The organism is Sphingomonas sp. 4RDLI-65 (assembly GCF_049472435.1).
Taxonomy (GTDB): Bacteria; Pseudomonadota; Alphaproteobacteria; order Sphingomonadales; family Sphingomonadaceae; genus Sphingomonas.
On record NZ_JBCEBT010000002.1, the window covers coordinates 493,000 to 513,534 of the forward strand.

Here is a 20,535-nt window from a genome sequence, read left to right on the forward strand (position 1 = left end):
CGGGGGAACAAGAGACTAGCGGACGAACTTTGCGGCGAGCTCGACATGCGTCGACCAACGGAACTGGCCGACCGGCTGGACCCAGTCGATCCGCCAGCCGGCGTCGCACAGTTCCTTCGCATCGCGCGCGAAGCTGGCCGGGTTGCACGAGACGTAGACGATCACTGGCGTCTTGCACTCGGCGAGCGCGGTCGCCTGTTCGCGTGCACCCGAGCGCGGCGGATCGATGACTACTGCGTCGAAGCGATCGAGTTCGGCTACCGTCAGCGGGCGGCGATAGAGATCGCGATGCTCGGGGTAGACGGGGCGCTGGGTGCGGTGCGCAGCGGCTTTCAGCGAGCCGAGTGCGTCGCGCGCGCCTTCGGCCGCATAGACCTTGGCCGGGATCGCGAGCGTGAAGGTGCCTAGACCGGCGAACAGGTCGGCGACCGTCGCGGGCTTGCCGATCGCTTCGAGGACGGCGGCGGTGAGCGCCGCCTCGCCGTCGGGCGTGGCTTGCAGGAACGAGGCTGGCGGGAGCGGAACGGGGACGCCGCCCAGCGTGATCGTGACCGCATCGGGCTCCCAGCGCGTCTCGGGGCCGAGGCCGTCGTCGAACGCTACGCGGGCGATCTTGTAGTCTTCGCAGAACTTGGTCAGCGCTTCAGCGGCGGCGAGGCCTTCGGGCGCGAACCCGGTGATCAGGATGTCGGCGCCTTGGTCGGCGAGCGTCAGGTGAATGTCGGCGCGGCGGCGGAAGTTGAGGCGCTTGAGCAGCTGGCGCAAGGGTTGGACGAGCGCGAACAGGCGCGGATCGAGGATCCAGCATTCCTTGATGTCAACGATCGTGTGCGCCTTCTCGGCGGTGAAGCCGAGCGTGATCTTGCCCCCCTTGCCCTCGGCGTGGAGCGTCGCGCGGCGGCGGCTGCGTTCGGGGGAGATGTGTGGGGTGCGGATCGGGGCGGACAGGTCCTGGCCGTCGAGCGCGGAGGCGATGCGGTCGGTGACGAACTCGGCATAGGCTTGGTCGTCGAGATGCTGGAGCTGACAGCCGCCGCAGGTCGGGAAGTGTACGCAGGGGGGAGTCTGGTGGTGCGGACCGGGGATCACGGTGCCGTCGGCAGTGAGCGTGTCGCCCGGTGCCGAGAAGGCGGCGTGGCGTCCGTCGGCGGTCATCCCATCGCCGCGGGCCGCGACGCGGATGATGGTGTCGGCGTTTATATCGGGGGGCGTTTCAGAGGTCATAGCGACGCTCTGGCCGACCGGAGCGCTTCCGCCAAGTCGTCGGCGATAAACGCGGGCCCCAATCGGCGGGCAGCGTCACCGTGGAGCCACACTCCGGCGCAGGCGGCGTCGAGCGGATCGAGCTTGGCCGCCAGCATTGCGCCGATCACGCCGGCCAGGACGTCGCCGGTGCCGGCAGTGGAGAGCCAGTCGCTGGCCCCTTGCGCGATCCGGACGTCGCCGTCGGGGGTGACGATGACGGTGTCGGCGCCTTTGAAGACGACGACGGCATTGGCGCGGACGGCGGCGTTGCGGGCGCGCGTGATCTTGTCCGCGTCGGATTTGCCGAAGAGCGCGTCGAATTCGCCCGCGTGCGGCGTGAGGATGACGGGCCTGTCCAGCGCCGCGATCCGATCCGGGTCGAGCAGGCGGAGCGCGTCGCCGTCGATGACCAGCGGGCGGCCGGCGGTCAGCGCGGCGTCGAGGCGAGCCCTGGCGTCGGCGTCGCGGCCGAGACCGGGGCCGATGACGAGCGCGCCGATGCGGTCGTTGGCGAGCGCGGCGTCGGAGAATGGCGTGCGGACGAGTGCATGGGGCGGGCCTTCGCTATCGCCGACCAGCGTTACGTAGCCGGCACCGGCGCGCATCGCCGCCAGCGCCGCAAGGTCGGAGGCACCGGACATGCTGCCGGCGATGACGGCGACCATGCCTCGGGTATATTTGTGCGAGTCTGGGCCCGGGGACGGGAGGATTGGGGTTTTAAGAACCTCGGCTTGGCCGACGGTGGGAACGCCGATGTCGAGGAGACGGATCTGGCCGCAATAGCGCGCGGCCGGTTGGAGGAGGTGCGCTGGTTTTACCGCGCCGAGCGCAAGGGTGAGGTTGAAGACCGGCGGTTCGCTGAGGGCTTTGCCGGAGTCGGTGGCTAAGCCACTCGGGAGGTCGACGGCGATGCTGAGTTGCGCGGCTTTGACTAGGGCGTGAAGGCGCCTGATCACTGATACCTCCCCGGCGGAGGCCGGGGTCCAGTTGGGCGAACCGGCGGGGTGCTCGATAGCGTTGCCCAACTGGGCCCCGGCCTCCGCCGGGGAGGTGCTGCCGCGGTGGACAGGGCTGGAGTCCAACGGGCGGGTCAGGCCGGTGCCGAACAGCGCATCCACCAGGATCGGCGCGGGTTTTGCCGCCGCCAGTGTCTCGACCGGGCCGGACCACCCTGCCCTTGCCGACTTCGCCGCATCCGTCTTCGGCTCGGATAGCGCCGCGACGCGGACCGATACCCCCATCTCGGCCAGCACCCGCGCTGCGACGTAGCCGTCGCCGCCGTTGTTGCCGGGGCCGCAGAGGATCAGGACGTCGTTCGCGCCCGCCAACCGGCGAACGGCGCCCGCGATCGCCGTGCCCGCGCGGTCCATCAGCGTTTCCACCGAGACGCCGCTGGCGATCACCGCGTCCTCCGCCGCACGCATCTCGGCGGCGGTCAGGATCGGCTGGCCGTCGATGCGAATCATGACGGCTTGGCTGCGCCCTTGACGGTTGCGGGGAGGCGGTAGCGAGCGTCGCCGATCGACACCTCGATGCCGTTGCCCTCGATCAGGCCGACCTTGGCGACCTCCGCTCCGTCGGCCGCGACGACGCCGCGTCCGTCGTCGGTGACGAGCAGGCGGCGGAATGCGCCATCAGGGTGGCGGATCGTCAGGATCGGGCCAGTCTCACCCTTGGCCTGTTCGATCGTGCAGACCGTTTCGAGCGCGGCGGTCCCGCGGGCGCAGGGGATGCGGAGGTCGCCGGCGGCCTCCTTGGTCTGCTCGGCTGCGACCTGCGTGCTGGATGGCTTGCCGGGACCGCATGCCGCTAGCGGGAGGAGGGAGAGGCAAAGGAGGCGACTCAATGTCTTGCCGAAGCCGACTTTCAAACCACAGTCCATCATCCCAGCGCGAGCTGGGATATCCCCGTTCGGGTCGCTGCACGCACCACGCGGGATACCCCAGCTTTCGCTGGGGTGACGGGTGATGTCACGGGTGGCGCGACCGGTTCTGAGCTCAAATATCCGCGTAGACATGGGTTTCGGCTGCCGCTCCAGGGTGCGTGACGGCACCCTTGTAGGCGGGGCCGACAGTCTTCGCATAGCGCCAGAGTGCACCCGAGCCGTAATCGTTGGTGCGCGGCACCCACGCCGCACGTCGCGAGGCCATCACGTCCTCGGGAACGTCGAGGTCGATCGTGCCGGCCTCGGCGTCGATGTGGATGATGTCGCCATTCTCCACGAGTGCGATCGGGCCGCCGTCCGCCGCTTCGGGGCCGACATGGCCGATGCAGAAGCCGCGTGTACCGCCCGAGAAACGGCCGTCGGTGATCAGCGCGACACTCTCGCCCATGCCGAGGCCGTAGAGCGCTGCGGTGGTCGACAGCATCTCGCGCATGCCGGGGCCGCCCTTTGGCCCTTCGTAGCGTATAACGATGACTTCGCCTTCGTTGATGAGGCGGTTCTCGACCGCGGCGAAGCAATCCTCCTCGCAATCGAACACACGCGCCGGGCCCGAGAATTGCAGGCGGTGGAGCCCCGCGACCTTCACGATCGCGCCGTCGGGCGCGAGACTGCCGCGCAGGCCGACGACGCCGCCGGTCGGGGTGATTGGCGTGGCGATGTCGTAGATGACCTTCTGGTCGGGGTTCCACGTCACCTGGTCGATATTCTCGCCGAGCGTCCTGCCGGTGACGGTCTTGCAATTGCCGTCGAGCAGGCCGCCGCCGAGCATCGTCTTCATCAGCATGTAGACGCCGCCGGCCTCGTACATGTCCTTGGCGACGTATTTCCCGCCGGGCTTGAGGTCGGCGATGTAGGGCGTGGTCTTGAAGATCTCGGCGACGTCGAACAGGTCGAAGTCGATGCCGGCTTCGCTGGCCATCGCGGGCAGGTGCAGCGCAGCGTTGGTCGAGCCTCCGGTCGCAGCCACCACGCGCGCGGCATTGATGAAGGCTTCGCGCGTGCAGATGTCGCGGGGGCGCAGATTGTCGGCGAGGCATTCCATGACCTGCGCACCGGCGGCGACGGCGATCTGCTCGCGCGTGCTGTAGGGCGCGGGGACCATGTTGGAGTTGGGGAGCGACAGGCCGATGGCTTCGGCGACGCAGGCCATGGTGTTGGCGGTATACTGGCCGCCGCACGCGCCGTGGCCCGGGCATGCGACCTTCTCGAGCGCGTGGACTTCGGACAACGGGCAGGCGCCGGCGGCGTATTTGCCGACGACCTCGAACACGTCGACCACGGTGACGTCGCGGTTCTCGTAGCGGCCGGGCATGATCGAGCCGCCATAGACGAAAATGCCGGGGACGTTGAGGCGGAGCATCGCCATCATCATGCCGGGGAGCGACTTGTCGCAGCCGGCAAACGCGACGATCGCGTCGTAGCAATGGCCGCGGACCGACAGTTCGACCGAGTCGGCGATGACTTCGCGGCTCACCAGCGAGGCCTTCATCCCCTGGTGGCCCATCGCAATGCCGTCGGTGACGGTGATGGTGTTGAACCGGCGCGGCATGCCGCCGCCCTGGATGACGCCGGCTTGCGCCGCGTCGGCCTGCGCGTCGAGCGTGGTGTTGCACGGTGCGGAGTTGTTGCCGGCGGAGGCTAGCGCGACGAACGGGCGGGCGATCTGCTCCTCGTCGAGGCCCATCGCGTAGTAATAGCTGCGGTGCGGGGCGCGTTCGGGACCAACGGAGACATGGCGGCTCGGCAGGCGCGATTTATCGAATGTGCGGGTCATGGCGAACGCCTATGTCGCGGGAGGGGGTATTTGCGCAAGAGAGTTGCGTCGATTTTTCGGTGGGACGACGCCTGCGTCCCTCGCGTTCATCCCAGATCCTCCCCTGCAAGGGGAGGTGGCGCAGCGACGGAGGGGTGATGGCCTATCGAGGGCGGGTCACCCCTCCGTCAGCGCTATGCGCTGCCACCTCCCCCGACAGGGGAGGATGCGAAAGAGGGGCGTGCCAGCGAAGGAGGCTTAAAGGCCTTCGAGCGCCTTCGCCACGCCGTCCATCGTGAAAGGCTTTTGCAACCGGGGGCGGTCGCGGAATTCCGGGGCCACGCCGTCATCGCCGCCGCCTGTCGCGAAGACGAAGGGGACGCCCTTGGCGGCCAGCGCCTCGGCAACCGCGGTGCTCTTCTCGCCACCACGAAGGTTCACGTCGAGGATCGCGCCATCGACGCCGCCTTCTTCGATCCGCTTCAATGCGTCGGCGACGGTGTCGACCGAACCCGCCACTCCCTTGTCCAATACTTCGAGGAAATCCTCGAGCATCATGGCGATCAACGGTTCATCCTCGACGATGAGGATCTGCTTGGGAGCGGTCATATCGCCCGCATAGTCGGGATTGTTACGACTTGCCAACATCTTGTTCAATTCAATATGACTTCGTTTCAGCGCGCGGCCAGCACGTCCCGCGCCGCTTCGGCAAGCTCCTGGACCGAGAAGGGTTTGGGAAGGAACGCGACGTTGTCGAGATCGATCGACTTGCGCAACTGCTCCTCGGCATAGCCCGACATGAACAGGATCGGCAGGTTCGGATATTTCTCGCGCGCATGTCGGACCATGGTCGGGCCATCCATCTGCGGCATGACGACATCGCTGATGAGCAGGTCGGGGCAGCCGTGTTTCTGCAACACTTCGAGCGCGACTTCGCCATTCTCCGCAGTGAGCACGGTATAGCCCTGCCGCGCGAGCGCACGTTCGGCGACGGCGCGGACCATGTCCTCGTCCTCGACCAGCAGGATCGTGCCCGTGCCCCAGAGGTCGACCGGCTTGGGCGGTGCCTTGACCACCGGCGCGCGCGTTGCGGCGGGGGCGGCGTGGACCGGCAGGTACATGGTGAAGGTGGCGCCCTGCCCCGGCTTGCTGTCGGCGAAGATGTAGCCGCCGGATTGCTTGACGATGCCGTAGACGGTCGAGAGGCCGAGGCCGGTGCCCTTGCCGAATTCCTTGGTGGTGAAGAACGGCTCGAAGATCTTCGGCAGCACGTCGGGCGGGATGCCGGTGCCGGTGTCCTGCACGACAAGCGCGGTGTAATCGGCGACGGGCAGGATGTCGGACGCCATCTCGCGCACTTCGGATGCGGGAACCGAGCGCGTGGTGATCGTCAGCACGCCGCCACCCCGCGCATTGGCCGAGACGATCGCGTCGCGCGCGTTGACCGCGAGGTTGACGACGACCTGTTCGAGCTGGCCGGGATCGGCGCGGACCGGGCCGAGGTTGCGGCCGTGCGTCATGTCGAGACGGACGTTCTCGCCCATCAGGCGCTTCAGCAGGTTCGAGACTTCGGAGACGACGTCGGGGAGCTGGAGGATTTGGGGACGGAGCGTCTGCTGGCGCGAGAAGGCGAGCAATTGGCGCGTGAGGCTGGCGGCGCGGTTCGAGTTGGTGCGGACCTGCTGGATATCGTCGTAATCGCTGTCGCCGGGCGAATGGCGCATCAGCATCAGGTCGCAATGGCCGATGATCGCGGTCAGGATGTTGTTGAAATCATGCGCGACGCCGCCGGCGAGCTGGCCGACCGCCTGCATTTTGGTGGCCTGCGCGACCTCGCGCTTGAGGCGGCTTTCCTCGCTATTGTCCTTGAGGCTCAGGAGCACGGCGGCATCGCCCAGGCCGCGCGCGCCGGCGATGGTGAGCGCGACCGGCTCGTCAGGGTGATCTTTCAGGCGAACCGCCATGTCGGCGGAGTGCGTCGCGCCGTTGGCGAATTTGCGGATCGCGTCGGCGACCGCGGCCTTGTCCTCGCGGACGACGAGGTCGCCGGGATAGAGTGGCGGCGCGACCGAATTGACGCCCGCCGCACGCAGGAACGAGTCGTTCATCTGCAGGAAGCGGCCATCGCGATCGACCAGCGCCATCCCGAACGGCATCATGCTGACGAGGCTGCGGACGTGCGCGGAGGCGCTGGCGCCGAGTGCGGGGGCGTCTTCCTCGTCGTCGAGCAGCGCGACCAATACGGGCGCGTCGTCGCCTTCGAGGAACGGGATCTGGAGGACACGGAGCGGCGTGCCTTCGAGGCCTTCGCGCTCGAACCGGACGAGGCCGCGACTGTCGGTGATCAGGAAGCGCGCGAAGTCGCGGCCCTCGACCGGGTCGTATTCGTCGCCGCACGCACGCGCTCTCAGCACGCGGTTGGCGGAACGCACACGACCGTCGGGGGAGAGCAACGCCGCCATGATGCCGCTGCCGCCGAGCCGGTCGCCGGTCGGGCCGGCGAGCAGCGCGGCGAGCGTCTCGGCAAGGTCGTGTTCCTGCGCGGTGACGAAGCGCCAGACGAGCATGTCGGCATCGTCGCCGGCGCGGGCGATCTGCGCGGACAGCTGGATGCCCTGCGTGTTGAGGCGCTCGACCTGCGCGGTGCCGTCACGCCACGCGGAGCGGCCGGCGTCGGCGAGAGCGGCGATGCCGGCTTCGTCGAGCGGGAGGCCGGGGGGTGTGGGGAAGCCTGCGAACAACGCTTCGTACGCGTCGTTGGCGCAAACCAGCCGCCCGGCGCGGTCGGTGATGGCGATGGCGTCGGTGCCGGCTTCGGCGACGGTGCGCGTCAGGTCCCAGTCGACCGGTCGCGGGGCGTCCTTGGCGACCGGGTTGAGCAGGCGCCAGGCAATCAGCGCGCCAATGACGACGATGGCGGCGGCAAAGAAACCGGCGGCGGCGATCCAGCTGCCGACGAGCAGAAGTACGATCGCGGCGGCGGCAGCGCCCGAGGCGATAGCGACGAGCGCGGCGTTACGGGCCGGAGTGGATAAAGCGAACGATGCCATCGGGGGAGTCATCCGCTCAAGCGGGGCCGGGCGTCAAGCGGGATGCGGTATTGCGGGGGGCGCTACTCTTATCGCCGAAGCCGGTCCCCAAAGACCGCACCACCCCGGCGGAGCCGGGGCCCAACTGGAAAGGTGGTCGTAACGGAGCGCCGTCCGTCGTCAGCGGCATCCTCCAATTGGGCCCCGGCCTCCGCCGGGGTGGTGCCATGATTTGCGCCGATGCTTGCGTAGAGCTGCCTCGCCCGCCCTGCTGTTCCCCCGCGGAGGCGGGGGTCCAGGGACTGCGGAGGACGGCGCTTGTGGCTCCTGGGCCCCCGCTTTCGCGGGGGAACACGAAGCGTGCATCCATCCGTTACCAGATCCGGACGCGCTGTTCCGGTGTCAGGTACAGTTTCTGCCCGGCGGTCGGCTTGTACGCCGCGTACCAGGGGTCGAGGTTGCGTACGACCCAGGCGCGCTGCTGCGACGGCGAATGAGGATCGGTCAGCAAGCGATTGCGAAGGTTCGCTTCGCGGTAGTTGCGGCGCCAGACCTGCGCCCAGCCGAGATAGAAGCGCTGGTCGCCAGTATACCCGTCGAGCACCGGTGCCGTCTTGCCGCCCAAAGCCGTGTGGTACGCGTCGTACGCCACCGTAAGACCCGCGAGATCGGCGATGTTCTCGCCCATCGTGAGCTGACCCTTCACGTGCATGCCGGGGAGCGGCTCGTAGGCGTCGTACTGCGCGCCGAGCTTGCCGGTGAGCGCGTTGAAGCCGGCGATGTCCTTGGCCGTCCACCAGTCGGTGAGCTGGCCCTTCGCGTCGTACTTCGAGCCCTGGTCATCGAAATGATGGCTCAGTTCATGGCCGATCACCGCGCCGATGCCGCCGTAATTGACCGCGTCGTCGGCTTTCGGATCGAAGAACGGCGGCTGCAGGATCGCGGCGGGGAAAACGATCTCGACCATGCCGAAATTGGCGTAGGCGTTCACCGTCATCGGCGTCATGCCCCATTCCCAGCGCTGGAGCGGCTTGCCGAGCTTGGCGATGTTGTCCTGGTGCTGCCATTCGTTGGCGCGCCATTCGTTGCCGAACGCATCGCCCGACGTGATCGTCAGGCCGGAGAAATCCTTCCACTGGCTGGGATAGCCGATCTTCGGCGTGAAGGCGGCGAGCTTGGCGTGCGCCTTCACCTTCGTCTCGGGCGCCATCCATTCGAGCTTGTCGATCCGGCGGCCCATCGCGGCGAGCACGTTCTTGACGAGCTTGTCGGCCGCGGCCTTGGTTTCGGGCGGGAAATACTGTGCGACGTAGAGCTTGCTGACCTCGTCATCGAGCGCGCCCGACGTGAACTGCACGCCGCGCTTCCAACGCGCCTCTTGTTCCGGCGTGCCGCCGAGGACGGTGCCGTAGAAGGCGAACTGCTCGGCGTCGAACGCCTTGGGGAGGACGTCGGCATAGCCGTCGAGCGAGCGCAGGATCAGCTGGTCCTTGAGCACGCCGATCGGCGCGGTCGAGACGAGCTTGGCGATGCCGGTGATCGCAGAGGGCTGCGCGACGATGACGGTCGGGACGGGCGTGCCGATGCCCTTGAAATAGGCGACGAAATCGAAGCCCGGCGCGCGCTTGGCGAGATCGGCGACGGTCATCTTGTTGTAGGTCTTGGTGGCGTCGCGGCTGTCAACGCGGGTCCAGCTGACCTTGGCGATCTCGGTCTCGAACGCGAGCAAGGCGGTGGCGCGGGCCTCGGCATTGGGTTCGCCGGCGAGGGTGAGCATCTTGACGATGTGCGCGCGATAGGCGTTGCGCGCCTCGACCAGCTTGGCGTCGGCGCTGAGGTAGTAATCGCGGTCGGGGAGGCCGAGGCCGGACTGGCCGAGCGAGAGTGCGTATTGCTCAGGGGACTTGTCGTCCTGGCCGACGCCGCCGCCGAACGGCCCGCGGATGCCGGCGCGGTCGGCTTCGGCGAGGAGCGCGGGATAGCCGGCGCGATCGGTCAGCGCGGCGATCTTGCCGAGCCAGGGCTTGATCGGCGCTAGGCCCTTGCCCTCGATCGTGCCGGTATCGAGGAAGGTCGCATAGGCGCGGCCGATCTTCGAGTTCGGGTCCTTCGCGGCGGTGTCGAGGATGCCGCGGGTGCGGCTCTCGGACAGGTCGGACAGGAAGTTGAACGCGCCGTAGGCCGCCTTGTCAGCGGGGATCGGGGTGTTCTTGGCCCATGCGCCGTTGGCGTAGCTATAGAAATCGTCGCCGGGCTGGACGGTCTTGTCCATGCCCTTCTCGTCGAAGCCGAAGCTTCCGTATTGCGCGCCGGTCGAGGCGGCGGGTGCGGGAGTGGGCTTTGGTTCAGAGGTTTGCGAGATGGCGGCGGTGACGCCGGTGATGGCGGTTGCGGCAAGTAGGCCGGCGACGATGAAGGACTTCACGGGGTTCTCCTAGAATTTCGTTGGCACAAACCACCAACACCACCTCCCCGGCGAAGGCCGGGGTCCAGTTGGAAAGATCTCGGTGACGAGGGGCAGTCGGCCGTTACGCCCGTCCCCCAACTGGGCCCCGGCCTTCGCCGGGGAGGTGCACGGTCGGGATATGCGGCGGGGTCGTAGTTACCAGATACGGATGCGATTGGCGGGGGCGAGGTAGCTGGCTTCACCCGGCTTGGCACCGAATGCGGCGTACCACGGGTCGAGGTTGCGGACCGTCAGGACGCGCTGGTGGCCCGGCGAATGCGGGTCCGACAGGAGCGTCTGCTGGAGCGCGGCGTCGCGGAACTTGCTGCGCCACACGCCCGCCCAGCCGTAATAGAAACGCTGGTCGCCGGTGGTGCCGTCGATGATCGGCGCGGGCTTGCCGCCGAGCGACTTGTGATACGCGTCGTAGGCAACCGTGAGGCCGGCGAGATCGGCGATGTTCTCGCCGAGCGTCAGGCCGCCCTGGATGTGCTGGCCGGGCAAGGGCTCGTACGCATCGTACTGCTTCACCAGCGAATCCGTGAACACCTTGAAGCGCGCGACGTCCTGCGGCGTCCACCAGTCGGTGAGCTTGCCGTTGAGATCGTATTTGCGGCCCTGGTCGTCGAAGTGATGGCTGATCTCGTGACCGATCACCGCGCCGATGCCGCCGTAATTGACCGCCGGGTCTGCCTTCGGATCGAAGAACGGCGGCTGGAGGATCGCGGCCGGGAAGACCACCTCGTTCATCGTCGGGTTGGCATAGGCGTTGATCGTCATCGGCGTCATGAACCACTCGCCGCGATCGATCGGCTGGCCGAGCTTCTTCAGGTCGCGGTCGTATTCGAACGCATTGGCGCGCGCGACGTTGCCGACGAGATCGCCACGCTGGATCTGCAGCGCAGAATAGTCGCGCCACTTGTCGGGATAGCCGATCTTGGGCGTGAAGGCGGCGAGCTTGGCGAGTGCCTTGGTCTTGGTCTCGGGCGCCATCCATTCGAGGTTCTTGAGGCGCTCGCCCATCGCCGCGATGACGTTCTTCACCAGATCGTCGGCAGCGGCCTTCGACGCGGGCGGGAAATACTTCGCCACGTACTGCTGGCCGATCGCCTCGCCCATCGCGCCCGACACGGTCGATACGCCGCGCTTCCAGCGAACCTGCTGCTCGGGCGTGCCCGACAGCGTGGTGCCGTAAAAGGCGAAGTTGGTCTTGTCGAAATCGCTCGACAGATACGGCGCGTAGGCGCGCAGCACCTTGAGCATCGCATAGTCCTGGAGGACGTTGATCGGCGTGTCGGCGAAGACCTTCGCCTCGCCTGTCACCGCGCTGGGCTGTGCGACGATGTAGAACGGACGGCCGGTGACGCCCATCGCGGTCATATACTGCGTCCAGGGGAAGCCGGGTGCCTTGGCGGCGAAATCGGCGGCGGTCCATTTATTGTAGCGCTTGTCGGCATCGCGGCTCTCGATGCGGGTCCAGTGCGCGGTGGCGAGGCCCTTCTCCATCGCGAAGACGGCGGCGGCGCGGGCTGCGGCGTTCGGCTCACCGGCCAGCGTCAGCATGCGCGCGAGATACGCCTGGTACGCGGTACGGGCGGTCGCCAGCTTGGCGTCGTCCTTGAGGTAATAATCGCGGTCGGGCATGCCGAGCCCGCTCTGGCCGAACTCGACGACGTAGGTGGTCGGGTCCTTGTCGTCCTGCGAGACGCCGACGCCGACGAGACCGCCGACGCCCTGGCGCTGGAGCTTGGCGATTTCGGTGACGAGCGCGGTCTTGTCCTTGGTCGCCTTCAGCGCGGCAAGCATCGGCTTGACCGGCGTGGCCCCCTTCGCGTTGACCGCGGCCTCGTCCATGAAGCTGGTGTAGAAATCGCCGACCTTGTCGCCCGGCGTCTTGGCGGCGCCGTCGAGGATCGTGCGGGTACGCTCGAGCGACAGGTCCTGGAGGACGTGGAACATACCGTAGGACGAGCGATCCGCGGGGATCGGCGTGGTCTTCACCCAGCCACCGTTCGCATAGTCGAAGAAGTCGGTACCGGGCGTCACGCTGGTATCGCGGCCCGCCATGTCGAAGCCGAAATCGCCGATCTGCGGCTTATTGGCGTCCTTGGGAGCAACGGGGCCCTTGGCGGCCTTGGCGAGGGTCGGCGTGGACGTCGTCGAAGGGCTGGCGGTTTGGGCGAAAGCCGATGCGGCGGACGCGAGCAGGATCACGGTAACAATCGACTTGCGCATCAAGAACCTCGGAGAAAGATCGTCTGGATGATGCGTGTTCTACGCCGATAGGACGGTCCGTCAATTCGGCTAGGTCAATAATAGTGACGATTGTTACGACCCGCGCGTGTCGGGGCGATTGTCGTGGCGGTGCCGCCACTTGCGCGCGATCCACAACCGCCAGCCGAGCGCGCTGAGCGCATAGCCGCCGACCGAGCAGACCACCGTGATGACCAGCAGGCCAAGCGCGGTGGCGGGCCCCGCCTGCATCAGCCAGGGGATCCATTCGGTGCGCGCCGTGGCGTTGGCGACGGGCTGGCCGGGGACGTGCTCGTCGAGCCGCAGCAAGGACGATCCGATCCAATAGGCGGCGATCCAGAGCGGCGGCGTGGTCAGCGGATTGGTGATGAAGGTGGTGAGCGCCGCAGTCGGCACGTTGGCGCGGAACGGCAGCGCGAAGATCGCGGCAACCGGCGTCTGCGCGACCGGGATCAGGATGCCTGCGACCATGCCAAGCGCGACACCGCGCGGGACCGATCGGCGGGTGAAGCGCCACAATTCGGGCGCGAGCACGCGGTGCGCGACCGGGCGCAGCAGCCGGTTCCGCTCCATCGATTCGCGGGTCGGCAGATTGCGATGCGACCACGCCCCGAGGCGCCCGAAAATACTGCCCGGCGCCTTCGACACAGGCTATCCGCGATCCCGCATGATCCGGCCCTGCTCGCGCTTCCAGTCCTGTTCCTTCACCGAATCGCGCTTGTCGTGGTTCTGCTTGCCCTTGGCGAGCGCCAGTTCGATCTTCGCGCGGCCCTTCGAATTGAAGTAGATCATCAACGGCACGAGCGTCATGCCCTGGCGCGCGACCGCGCCGAACATCTTGTTGATCTCGCGCTCGTGCAGCAGCAGCTTGCGGGGGCGCTTGGGCTCATGGTTGAAGCGGTTGCCGTGGCTGAATTCGGGGATGTTCGAATTCACCAGGACGACGTTCTTGCCTTTCACCTCGGCATAGGCCTCGGCGATCGAGCCCTCGCCGCCGCGCAGCGCCTTCACCTCGGTGCCGGTGAGCGCGATGCCCGCCTCGAACACCTGCTCGATATAATAATCATACCGCGCGCGCCGGTTCTCGGCGACGATCTTGGTCTTCTCGAAGGTCGGGGGTTTGGGACGTGCCATGGGACGCGCGATGTAGGAGGTCGGAGGGCTTAGGGGAAGCGGTGGCGGGCCGATCGTGTCGATGCGGATTGCGATTTCCGTACAGCGGCGTCACCATTCGATGCCGATCTTGCCGAAATGCCCGCCGCTCGCCTCATAAGCGAACGCATCCGCCAACGCGTCGAGCGGAAAGCGGCGGTCGATCACCGGGCGAATCCCGGTCGCTTCCAGCGCGCGAACGAAATCCTGCTGCTCGCGGCGGCTGCCGACGATCAGGCCCTGCAGCCGCGCCTGCTTGGCCATCAGCGCGGCGGTCGGAACCTCGCCGCCACGGCCGGTCAGTACGCCGATCAGCGAGATGTGGCCGCCGACCCGGACTGCATCGATCGACTGCGCCAGCGTGCCGGGGCCGCCGACTTCGACGACGTGATCGACCCCGCGTCCGCCGGCCCAATCGGCGACCTTGCGGCCCCAGTCCTGCTCCTCGCGGTAGTTGAGCGTGAAATCGGCGCCGAGCCCTTTGGCGCGCTCCAGCTTGTCGTTCGACGAGGAGGTGATCGCGACGGTCGCGCCCATCGCCTTGGCGATCTGCAACGCCCAGATCGAGACGCCGCCGGTGCCGAGCAGGAGCACGGTGTCGCCCGCCTTCAGCTTGCCGTCGACCACCAGCGCGCGCCACGCCGTCAGCCCGGCTGTGGTGATCGTCGCGGCCTCGACATGGTCGTAGCCTTCCGGCGCTTTGGTGAAGGCGGTGGCGGGGAGCACGACGTGGCTTTGTGCAAAACCGTCGATGCCGTCGCCGGGGGTGCGGCTGAAATCGCCGATCGTCGGCGCGCCGTCCTGCCAGTCGGGGAAGAAGCACGAGACGACGTGATCACCGGGGGCGAACTCGGTGACGCCTTCACCGACGCTCTCGACCACGCCCGCGCCGTCGGACAGCGGCACGCGACCGTCCGCACTGGGCGACTTTCCGGTCGCGACGCCGAGATCGTGGAAATTGAGCGAACTGCCGTGCAGCGCCACCCGGATCGTGCCAGGCGTAGGTGCGCCGGGATCGTCGCGCTCCTCGATCCGCAGATTTTCAAGACCGGCCGGGGACCGGAGCGTCATGACCTTCATCGCAGACTCCTTTGCGGCTCCAACGCGCCTGCCCGGCAAACTCTCCCTCCCCGGCCGGTGTTGCGCGCCCGGCCGGTGTCGATTGCGGCGGAGGATGCGTGATCCTATTGCTGTCAGTCCCATCTGGTAACCGCGAGACAGCCCATCGCCATGAAACTCGCCGATCTGGCCGTGCTCGCGGGCGTTTCGACCGCTACCGTCTCGCGTGCACTCGCGGGGCATTCGTCGGTCAACACCAAGACGCGCGACCGTATCCGGGCGCTCGCCCGCGAACATGACGTTCGGCCCAACCAGCTCGCGCGCAACCTGCGGATGAAGAATACCGGCGCGATCGGGCTCGTCCTGCCGCTGGGGCATGCGCGGACGCAGCATCTGACCGACCCGTTCTTCCTGACGCTGCTCGGGTTCCTCGCCGACCTGCTCGTCGAGCGGGGCTATGACATCCTGTTGTCGCGCGTGATCCCGGATGCCGACGACTGGCTGGAACGGGTGGTCGACAGCGGGCGGATCGACGGGCTGCTGTTGGTCGGCCAGTCGGACCAGTTCGCGGTGATCGAACGTGTCGCGCAACGCTATCGCCCGCTGGTGGTGTGGGGGGCTCACCGGGATGGCCAGCATCACCTGACGATCGGATCGGACAATGTCGCGGGCGGTCGAATGGCAGCGGAGCGCGTGATCGCGGGAGGGCGCAAACGCCTGATGTTCGTCGGCGACCCTGCCCCGCCGGAGTTCGCGGACCGGCTGGCGGGATTTGCCGCGGCCGCCGGCGAAGCGGGTCTGGCGTGCGAGGTCCTGGCGACGCCGATGATGCCGGAAATCGTCCATGCGGCCGTCGCCGAGCGGCTCGGGCAAGGTCCCGCGCCAGACGCGATCTTCGCGGCATCGGACGTCGCGGCGATGAGCGTGCTGCGTGCGCTGGCGGAGGCCGGGATCGACGTTCCGGGGACCACCGCCGTCGTCGGGTATGACGACGTGACGCTTGCCGCGCATACTTCACCATCGCTGACGACGATCCGGCAGGACCTGGCGATCGGTGCCGGTCTTATGGTCGACCGCCTGCTCAAGCGCATCGCGGGCGAGCCTGCGGAGTCCGCGATCGTGCCGCCGAGCCTGATCGCACGACAGTCCGCCTGAATTTCGCAATCGATTGCGGAAGGTTATTGCAATCGATTGCGAAAAGCGTAGGAGGCGATTCTGGGCTTCACAGAAAGCCACCCCGCAGGGAGGATCGCATGAACACTCGTCACGTTTTGCTGGCCGGCATCGCCGCCGCTTCTTTCGCCGCATCGTTCGCAACGGGGGCGTCGGCGCAGACCGCCGATCCGCAGACCGATGCAGCCACCACACCCGTTGCAGCCGCCCCCGCCGACGCACCGCAGGACGACATCGTCGTGACCGCGGTCGCGCGCGGGACGAACCGCCTCAACACGTCGATCACGACCAGCTCGATCAACTCGGACACGCTGGTCCAGCTCGCACCGCGCACCTCGGGCGAGCTTCTCCGCAACCTCCCCGGCATCCGCGTCGAGGCCTCGGGCGGCGACGGCAACGCGAACATCTCGGTCCGCGGCCTGCCGGTCGCATCGGGTGGGTCGAAGTTCCTCCAGCTGCAGGAAGACGGCCTGCCGATCCTCGAATTCGGCGACATCACGTTCGGCAACGCCGACATCTTCCTGCGCGCCGATTTCAACGTGCGGACGATCGAGTCGGTCCGCGGCGGCTCGGCCTCGACCTTCGCGTCGAACTCGCCCGGCGGCGTCATCAACTTCATCTCGAAGACCGGCGAACAGGAAGGCGGCGCGTTCCAGCTGACCAGCGGGCTCGACTACCGCGAATTCCGCGTCGATTTCGACCAGGGCGGCAAGCTGTCCGACACGCTTACCTATCATTTCGGCGGCTTCTACCGGATCGGCGACGGCCAGCGGCAGGTCGGCTATGACGGCGTCAAGGGCGGCCAGTTCAAGGCGAACGTCACCAAGTCGTTCGGCAATGGCGGCTATGTCCGGCTGTACGGCAAGTATCTCGACGACCGCGCGATCGGCTACCTCCCGAACCCGGTGCAGGTGAGCGGCACGAACAGCGACCCGACCTACAGCAACATCACCAATTTCTCGATCAACAACGGCACGCTGCACAGCGGCAACATCCGCACCGTGCAGACGCTCGACGGTAACAACCAGCTCGTCACGCGCTCGATCCGCGACGGCCAGCATCCCGTCGTCTATTCCGCGGGCCTGGAGACGCAGATCCCGGTCGCCGACGGCTGGAACATCGTCGAGCGGTTCCGCTATTCGGACATCTCGGGCGGCTTCACCTCGCCCTTCCCGTCGGCCGTCGGTTCGGCGCAGACGATCGCCAACGGCATCGGTGGCGCCGGCGCACAGCTGTTCTACGCCAGCGGATCGCAGAACGGCCAGCGGATCACCAACCCGGCGTCGCTCAACGGCAATGGTCTGCTGGCGAACGTCGTGCTGTTCGACGTCGACCTGAAGAGCCTCAACAACATCACCAATGACATCCGCCTCAACGGCTCGGTGCCGATGGGGTCGGGCACGCTGGCGATCACCGGCGGCTTCTATGCGTCGCGCCAGGACATCAAGACCGACTGGCTGTGGAACTCGTTCGTCCAGACCGTCGCCGATGACGGCCGTTCGGAACTGGTCGACATCCGCACCGCGGCGGGCGTGCCGGTCACGCAGAACGGCGTCCCCGGCTATTCGGCGAGCGGCTTCGGCAATTGCTGCCGTCGGTCGTACGATCTCGACTACACGACCTACGCACCGTTCGCGCAGCTCGGGCTGGAGATCGGCCGGTTCAACATAGACGGCTCGCTCCGCTACGATTTCGGTCGCGCACGGGGCAGCGTCGCCGGCGCCGATCTGGGTGCGGGCTTCGGCAGCGGCATCACGACCTTCGACATCAACGGCGACGGCGTGATCTCGGCCGCCGAGCGCCAGGTCGCGGTGATTCCGGACCGTCGTTCGCCGCTCAACTATAATTACGATTACCTGTCGTACTCGGGCGGCGCGAACTATCGCCTGACCGACAGCACCGCGGTATTCGCCCGGTATAGCCGCGGCGGCCGTGCCAACGCCGATCGCCTGTTGTTCGGCCCGTCGATCAACACGACCACCGGCGGCTTGACCGACGAAGGCGCCGCGGTCGATTTCGTCCGCCAGCTCGAGGGTGGCTTCAAGTTCCGCCAGAACGGTCTCTCGCTCTACGCCACCGGCTTCTGGGCGCGCACCGAGGAGCAGAATTTCGAGGCGACGACGCAGCGTTTCTTCAACCGCGAATATGAAGCGAAGGGCGTCGAGCTCGAGGGCCGGATCGCTCGCGGACCGTTCTCGCTGTCGGCCGGCGGCACCTATACCGATGCGGAGATCACCAAGGACGTGCTCAACCCCGCGGTCGAGGGCAACCGCCCGCGCCGCCAGGCCAAGTTCATCTTCCAGGCGACCCCACAGGTCGATGTCGGCCGGCTGACCGTCGGCGCGAACGTGATCGGCACCACCGACAGCTTCGCGCAGGACAACAACGTCCTCAAGATGCCCGGCTATACGCAGGTCAATGCATTCGTCTCGGTACGCCCGGCGGAGAACGTCACGCTGTCGGTCAACGGCAACAATCTGTTCGACGTGAAGGGCATCACCGAGGCCGAGGAAGGCGCGATCCCGACCAACGGCATCGTCCGTGCGCGCTCGATCACCGGCCGGACGATCTCCGCCGCGGTCCGCGTCGGCTTCTGATCGGGCGGGTGAGCGTGACTTTCTCCTCCACCGAGCGCCGTCTCGACGCGCTCGCCCCCCGGCTCAAACGCCAGCTCGAACGGCTGTACGGCAGCGATCGGCTGGCGGCGCTCTGGCCGCGGATGGAGACGATCCTCCGCGACCGGGCGAGCGAGCGGCCGGCGGCGATGGTCGCGCTCGACGAGGCGCGGCTGGCCGATCCCGACTGGTTCGTCGCGCCCGACATGCTGGGCTATTCGACCTATGTCGATCGGTTCGCAGGCACGGTCGAGGGACTGATCGGCAAGGTCGACCATCTCGAATTGCTCGGGGTCCGCTATCTGCATCTGCTCGCGTTGCTGAAGGCGCGGGAGGGTGACAGCGACGGCGGGTTCGCGGTCGCGGATTATCTCACGATCGAACCGCGGCTGGGGACGATGGGCGATGTCGAGCGGCTTGCAGCCCGGCTGCGCGAGGGGCGGATCAGCCTGTGCGTCGATCTCGCGCTGAACCACACCGCGGACGATCATGCCTGGGCGCAGGCGGCGCGGGCGGGCGATCCCTATTACCGGGCCTTCTATCACGTCGTGAGCGAGGACGAGGCGCAGGCGTATGAAGCCGCCCTCCCCGAGGTGTTTCCGACGACCGCACCAGGCAACTTCACGGCGGTGCCGGCGATGGGGGGACAGGTCTGGACGACCTTCTATCCGTTCCAATGGGATCTGAACTGGGCAAATCCCGAGGTCATGCTGGCGATCGTCGATACGATGCTGCAGCTGGCGAACCACGGCTTCGAGGCGTTCCGGCTCGATTCGATCGCGTTCCTGTGGAAGCAGCTCGGCACCGATTGCCGCAACCGTCCGGAGGCGCATTTCATCGTCCGCGCGCTCAGGGCTGCGCTCGACATCGTCGCGCCCGCGACGCTGCTGAAGGCCGAGGCGATCGTGCCGACCGCACTCGTGCCACCGTATTTCGGGGCTGACGAAGGGTCCGATTGGGATGGCGGGTTCGAGCCCGAATGCCATCTGGTCTATAACAATTCGCTGATGGTCGCGGGCTGGGTCGCGCTGGCCGAACAGTCCGCCACCCTGCCTCACGCGATCGTCGAGGCGAGCGGTGGCCTGCCACGCGGCGCAAACTGGCTGAGCTACGCACGCTGCCACGACGATATCGGCTGGGGCGCGGTGATCGGCGACCTCGCCGGGATCGATCCCGATCCGATCGCGCGGCTGAAGACGGCGGCGCGGTTCCTCGAAGGCGGCGATGGCAGCTGGGCGCGCGGTGCGCCGTTCCAGTCCGACGGCTCGGTGCTGCACGGCTCGAACGGCACGATGGCGTCGTTGGCCGGGCTTGAGGCCGCGGCGGACGATGATGCGCGCGAAATGGCATTCCGCCGGATCGCTTTGCTCAATGCGCTGTCGATCGCGAGTGGCGGGTTGGCGACGACGTACATGGGTGACGAGGCGGGGCTGCTTAACGACACGAGCTATCTGAGCGATCCCGAACGCGCGCATGAAGGCCGCTGGCTGCACCGGCCGGAGATGGACTGGACGGCGCTCGATGGCCCCGCCGCGCGGCGGATCGGTGGCGATCTGGAAGCGTTGCGGTCCGCGCGGATCGCGAGTGGCGGCGCCGGTTCGCCGGTTGCGATCACGACGGGCTCGGCTGCCCTGCTCGGGATCGGCTGCGGTAGCGACCGGGTGTTCCTGAACTTCTCCGACGCTGCCGCGCAGGTCGAAGGTCTACCGGGCTGGCAGGATCGCTTGTCGGAACAGCTTTGCGGGGGCACGCTTGTCGTCGAACCCTGGGGCGTCGTCTGGGCAGGCCCGACGGCATGAGCGTGCAATTTCGCAATCCTCCCCCGCAAGGGGGAGGTGGCAGGCATAGCCTGACGGAGGGGGAGG

Annotated in this window: 14 protein-coding genes; 3 read left to right on the forward strand and 11 right to left on the reverse strand. The window is 67.4% G+C overall.

Annotation, left to right across the window (positions count from 1 at the left end; all coding sequences use genetic code 11):
• Positions 1-15: 15 nt before the first annotated feature.
• From VH567_RS07350 to VH567_RS07400, 11 genes are all read right to left on the reverse strand, one after another.
• On the reverse strand, positions 16-1,224 hold the full coding sequence (locus VH567_RS07350) for a class I SAM-dependent RNA methyltransferase (protein WP_423324595.1): 1,209 nt from the start codon (positions 1,222-1,224) through the stop codon (positions 16-18).
• Complete coding sequence (locus VH567_RS07355) at positions 1,221-2,711, reverse strand: NAD(P)H-hydrate dehydratase (protein WP_423324597.1); 1,491 nt, start codon at positions 2,709-2,711, stop codon at positions 1,221-1,223. Before VH567_RS07355 ends, VH567_RS07350 begins: the two co-directional genes overlap by 4 nt.
• Positions 2,708-3,115 (reverse strand): hypothetical protein, encoded by a 408-nt coding sequence (locus VH567_RS07360; protein WP_423324599.1) that lies wholly within the window; start codon positions 3,113-3,115, stop codon positions 2,708-2,710. The genes VH567_RS07355 and VH567_RS07360 overlap by 4 nt, the downstream gene beginning before the upstream one ends.
• A gap of 127 nt (positions 3,116-3,242) precedes the next feature.
• A complete protein-coding gene (gene ilvD / locus VH567_RS07365) occupies positions 3,243-4,964 on the reverse strand; it encodes a dihydroxy-acid dehydratase (protein WP_423324601.1) in 1,722 nt (573 codons plus the stop codon).
• A 237-nt stretch (positions 4,965-5,201) separates the two neighbouring features.
• Positions 5,202-5,552, reverse strand: coding sequence for a response regulator (locus VH567_RS07370; protein ID WP_423324603.1), 351 nt, complete (start codon positions 5,550-5,552; stop codon positions 5,202-5,204).
• 65 nt (positions 5,553-5,617) lie between these two features.
• Entirely contained in the window at positions 5,618-7,993 is a 2,376-nt protein-coding gene (locus tag VH567_RS07375; RefSeq protein ID WP_423324605.1) for a response regulator, read from the reverse strand.
• Between the two features lie 352 nt (positions 7,994-8,345).
• Complete coding sequence (locus tag VH567_RS07380) at positions 8,346-10,397, reverse strand: M13 family metallopeptidase (RefSeq protein ID WP_423324607.1); 2,052 nt, start codon at positions 10,395-10,397, stop codon at positions 8,346-8,348.
• A gap of 177 nt (positions 10,398-10,574) precedes the next feature.
• Positions 10,575-12,653, reverse strand: a complete 2,079-nt coding sequence (locus VH567_RS07385; protein WP_423324609.1) for a M13 family metallopeptidase — start codon at positions 12,651-12,653, stop codon at positions 10,575-10,577.
• A gap of 93 nt (positions 12,654-12,746) precedes the next feature.
• Positions 12,747-13,298, reverse strand: a complete 552-nt coding sequence (locus VH567_RS07390) for a DUF2062 domain-containing protein (RefSeq protein ID WP_423325020.1) — start codon at positions 13,296-13,298, stop codon at positions 12,747-12,749.
• Between the two features lie 24 nt (positions 13,299-13,322).
• The gene (gene smpB / locus VH567_RS07395; RefSeq protein ID WP_055879372.1) at positions 13,323-13,805 is read right to left on the reverse strand and encodes an SsrA-binding protein SmpB; all 483 of its coding nucleotides are present in this window, start codon (positions 13,803-13,805) and stop codon (positions 13,323-13,325) included.
• 90 nt (positions 13,806-13,895) lie between these two features.
• Positions 13,896-14,903 (reverse strand): zinc-dependent alcohol dehydrogenase family protein, encoded by a 1,008-nt coding sequence (locus VH567_RS07400; RefSeq protein ID WP_423324612.1) that lies wholly within the window; start codon positions 14,901-14,903, stop codon positions 13,896-13,898.
• A gap of 150 nt (positions 14,904-15,053) precedes the next feature.
• On the opposite strand from VH567_RS07400, the gene VH567_RS07405 reads away from it, so the two are divergent.
• The 3 genes from VH567_RS07405 (at position 15,054) to VH567_RS07415 (ending at position 20,469) form a co-directional block, all read left to right on the forward strand.
• Complete coding sequence (locus VH567_RS07405) at positions 15,054-16,037, forward strand: LacI family DNA-binding transcriptional regulator (RefSeq protein ID WP_423324614.1); 984 nt, start codon at positions 15,054-15,056, stop codon at positions 16,035-16,037.
• Positions 16,038-16,135: 98 nt separating this feature from the next.
• Positions 16,136-18,652 carry a TonB-dependent receptor domain-containing protein gene (locus VH567_RS07410; protein ID WP_423324616.1) on the forward strand — a complete coding sequence of 839 codons (2,517 nt, stop codon included), beginning with the start codon at positions 16,136-16,138 and terminating at the stop codon, positions 18,650-18,652.
• 14 nt (positions 18,653-18,666) lie between these two features.
• Positions 18,667-20,469, forward strand: coding sequence for an alpha-amylase family glycosyl hydrolase (locus VH567_RS07415; protein ID WP_423324618.1), 1,803 nt, complete (start codon positions 18,667-18,669; stop codon positions 20,467-20,469).
• The last annotated feature ends 66 nt before the right edge of the window (positions 20,470-20,535 follow it).

What these genes read in the sequence shown, in the direction of transcription:
- VH567_RS07350 (WP_423324595.1), bottom strand. Translation starts at nt 1,224, where the DNA reads ATGACCTCTGAAACGCCCCCCGATATAAACGCCGACACCATCATCCGC.
- VH567_RS07355 (WP_423324597.1), bottom strand. Translation starts at nt 2,711, where the DNA reads ATGATTCGCATCGACGGCCAGCCGATCCTGACCGCCGCCGAGATGCGT.
- ilvD (WP_423324601.1), bottom strand. Translation starts at nt 4,964, where the DNA reads ATGACCCGCACATTCGATAAATCGCGCCTGCCGAGCCGCCATGTCTCC.
- VH567_RS07370 (WP_423324603.1), bottom strand. Translation starts at nt 5,552, where the DNA reads ATGACCGCTCCCAAGCAGATCCTCATCGTCGAGGATGAACCGTTGATC.
- VH567_RS07375 (WP_423324605.1), bottom strand. Translation starts at nt 7,993, where the DNA reads ATGGCATCGTTCGCTTTATCCACTCCGGCCCGTAACGCCGCGCTCGTC.
- VH567_RS07385 (WP_423324609.1), bottom strand. Translation starts at nt 12,653, where the DNA reads ATGCGCAAGTCGATTGTTACCGTGATCCTGCTCGCGTCCGCCGCATCG.
- smpB (WP_055879372.1), bottom strand. Translation starts at nt 13,805, where the DNA reads ATGGCACGTCCCAAACCCCCGACCTTCGAGAAGACCAAGATCGTCGCC.
- VH567_RS07400 (WP_423324612.1), bottom strand. Translation starts at nt 14,903, where the DNA reads ATGAAGGTCATGACGCTCCGGTCCCCGGCCGGTCTTGAAAATCTGCGG.
- VH567_RS07405 (WP_423324614.1), top strand. Translation starts at nt 15,054, where the DNA reads ATGAAACTCGCCGATCTGGCCGTGCTCGCGGGCGTTTCGACCGCTACC.
- VH567_RS07410 (WP_423324616.1), top strand. Translation starts at nt 16,136, where the DNA reads ATGAACACTCGTCACGTTTTGCTGGCCGGCATCGCCGCCGCTTCTTTC.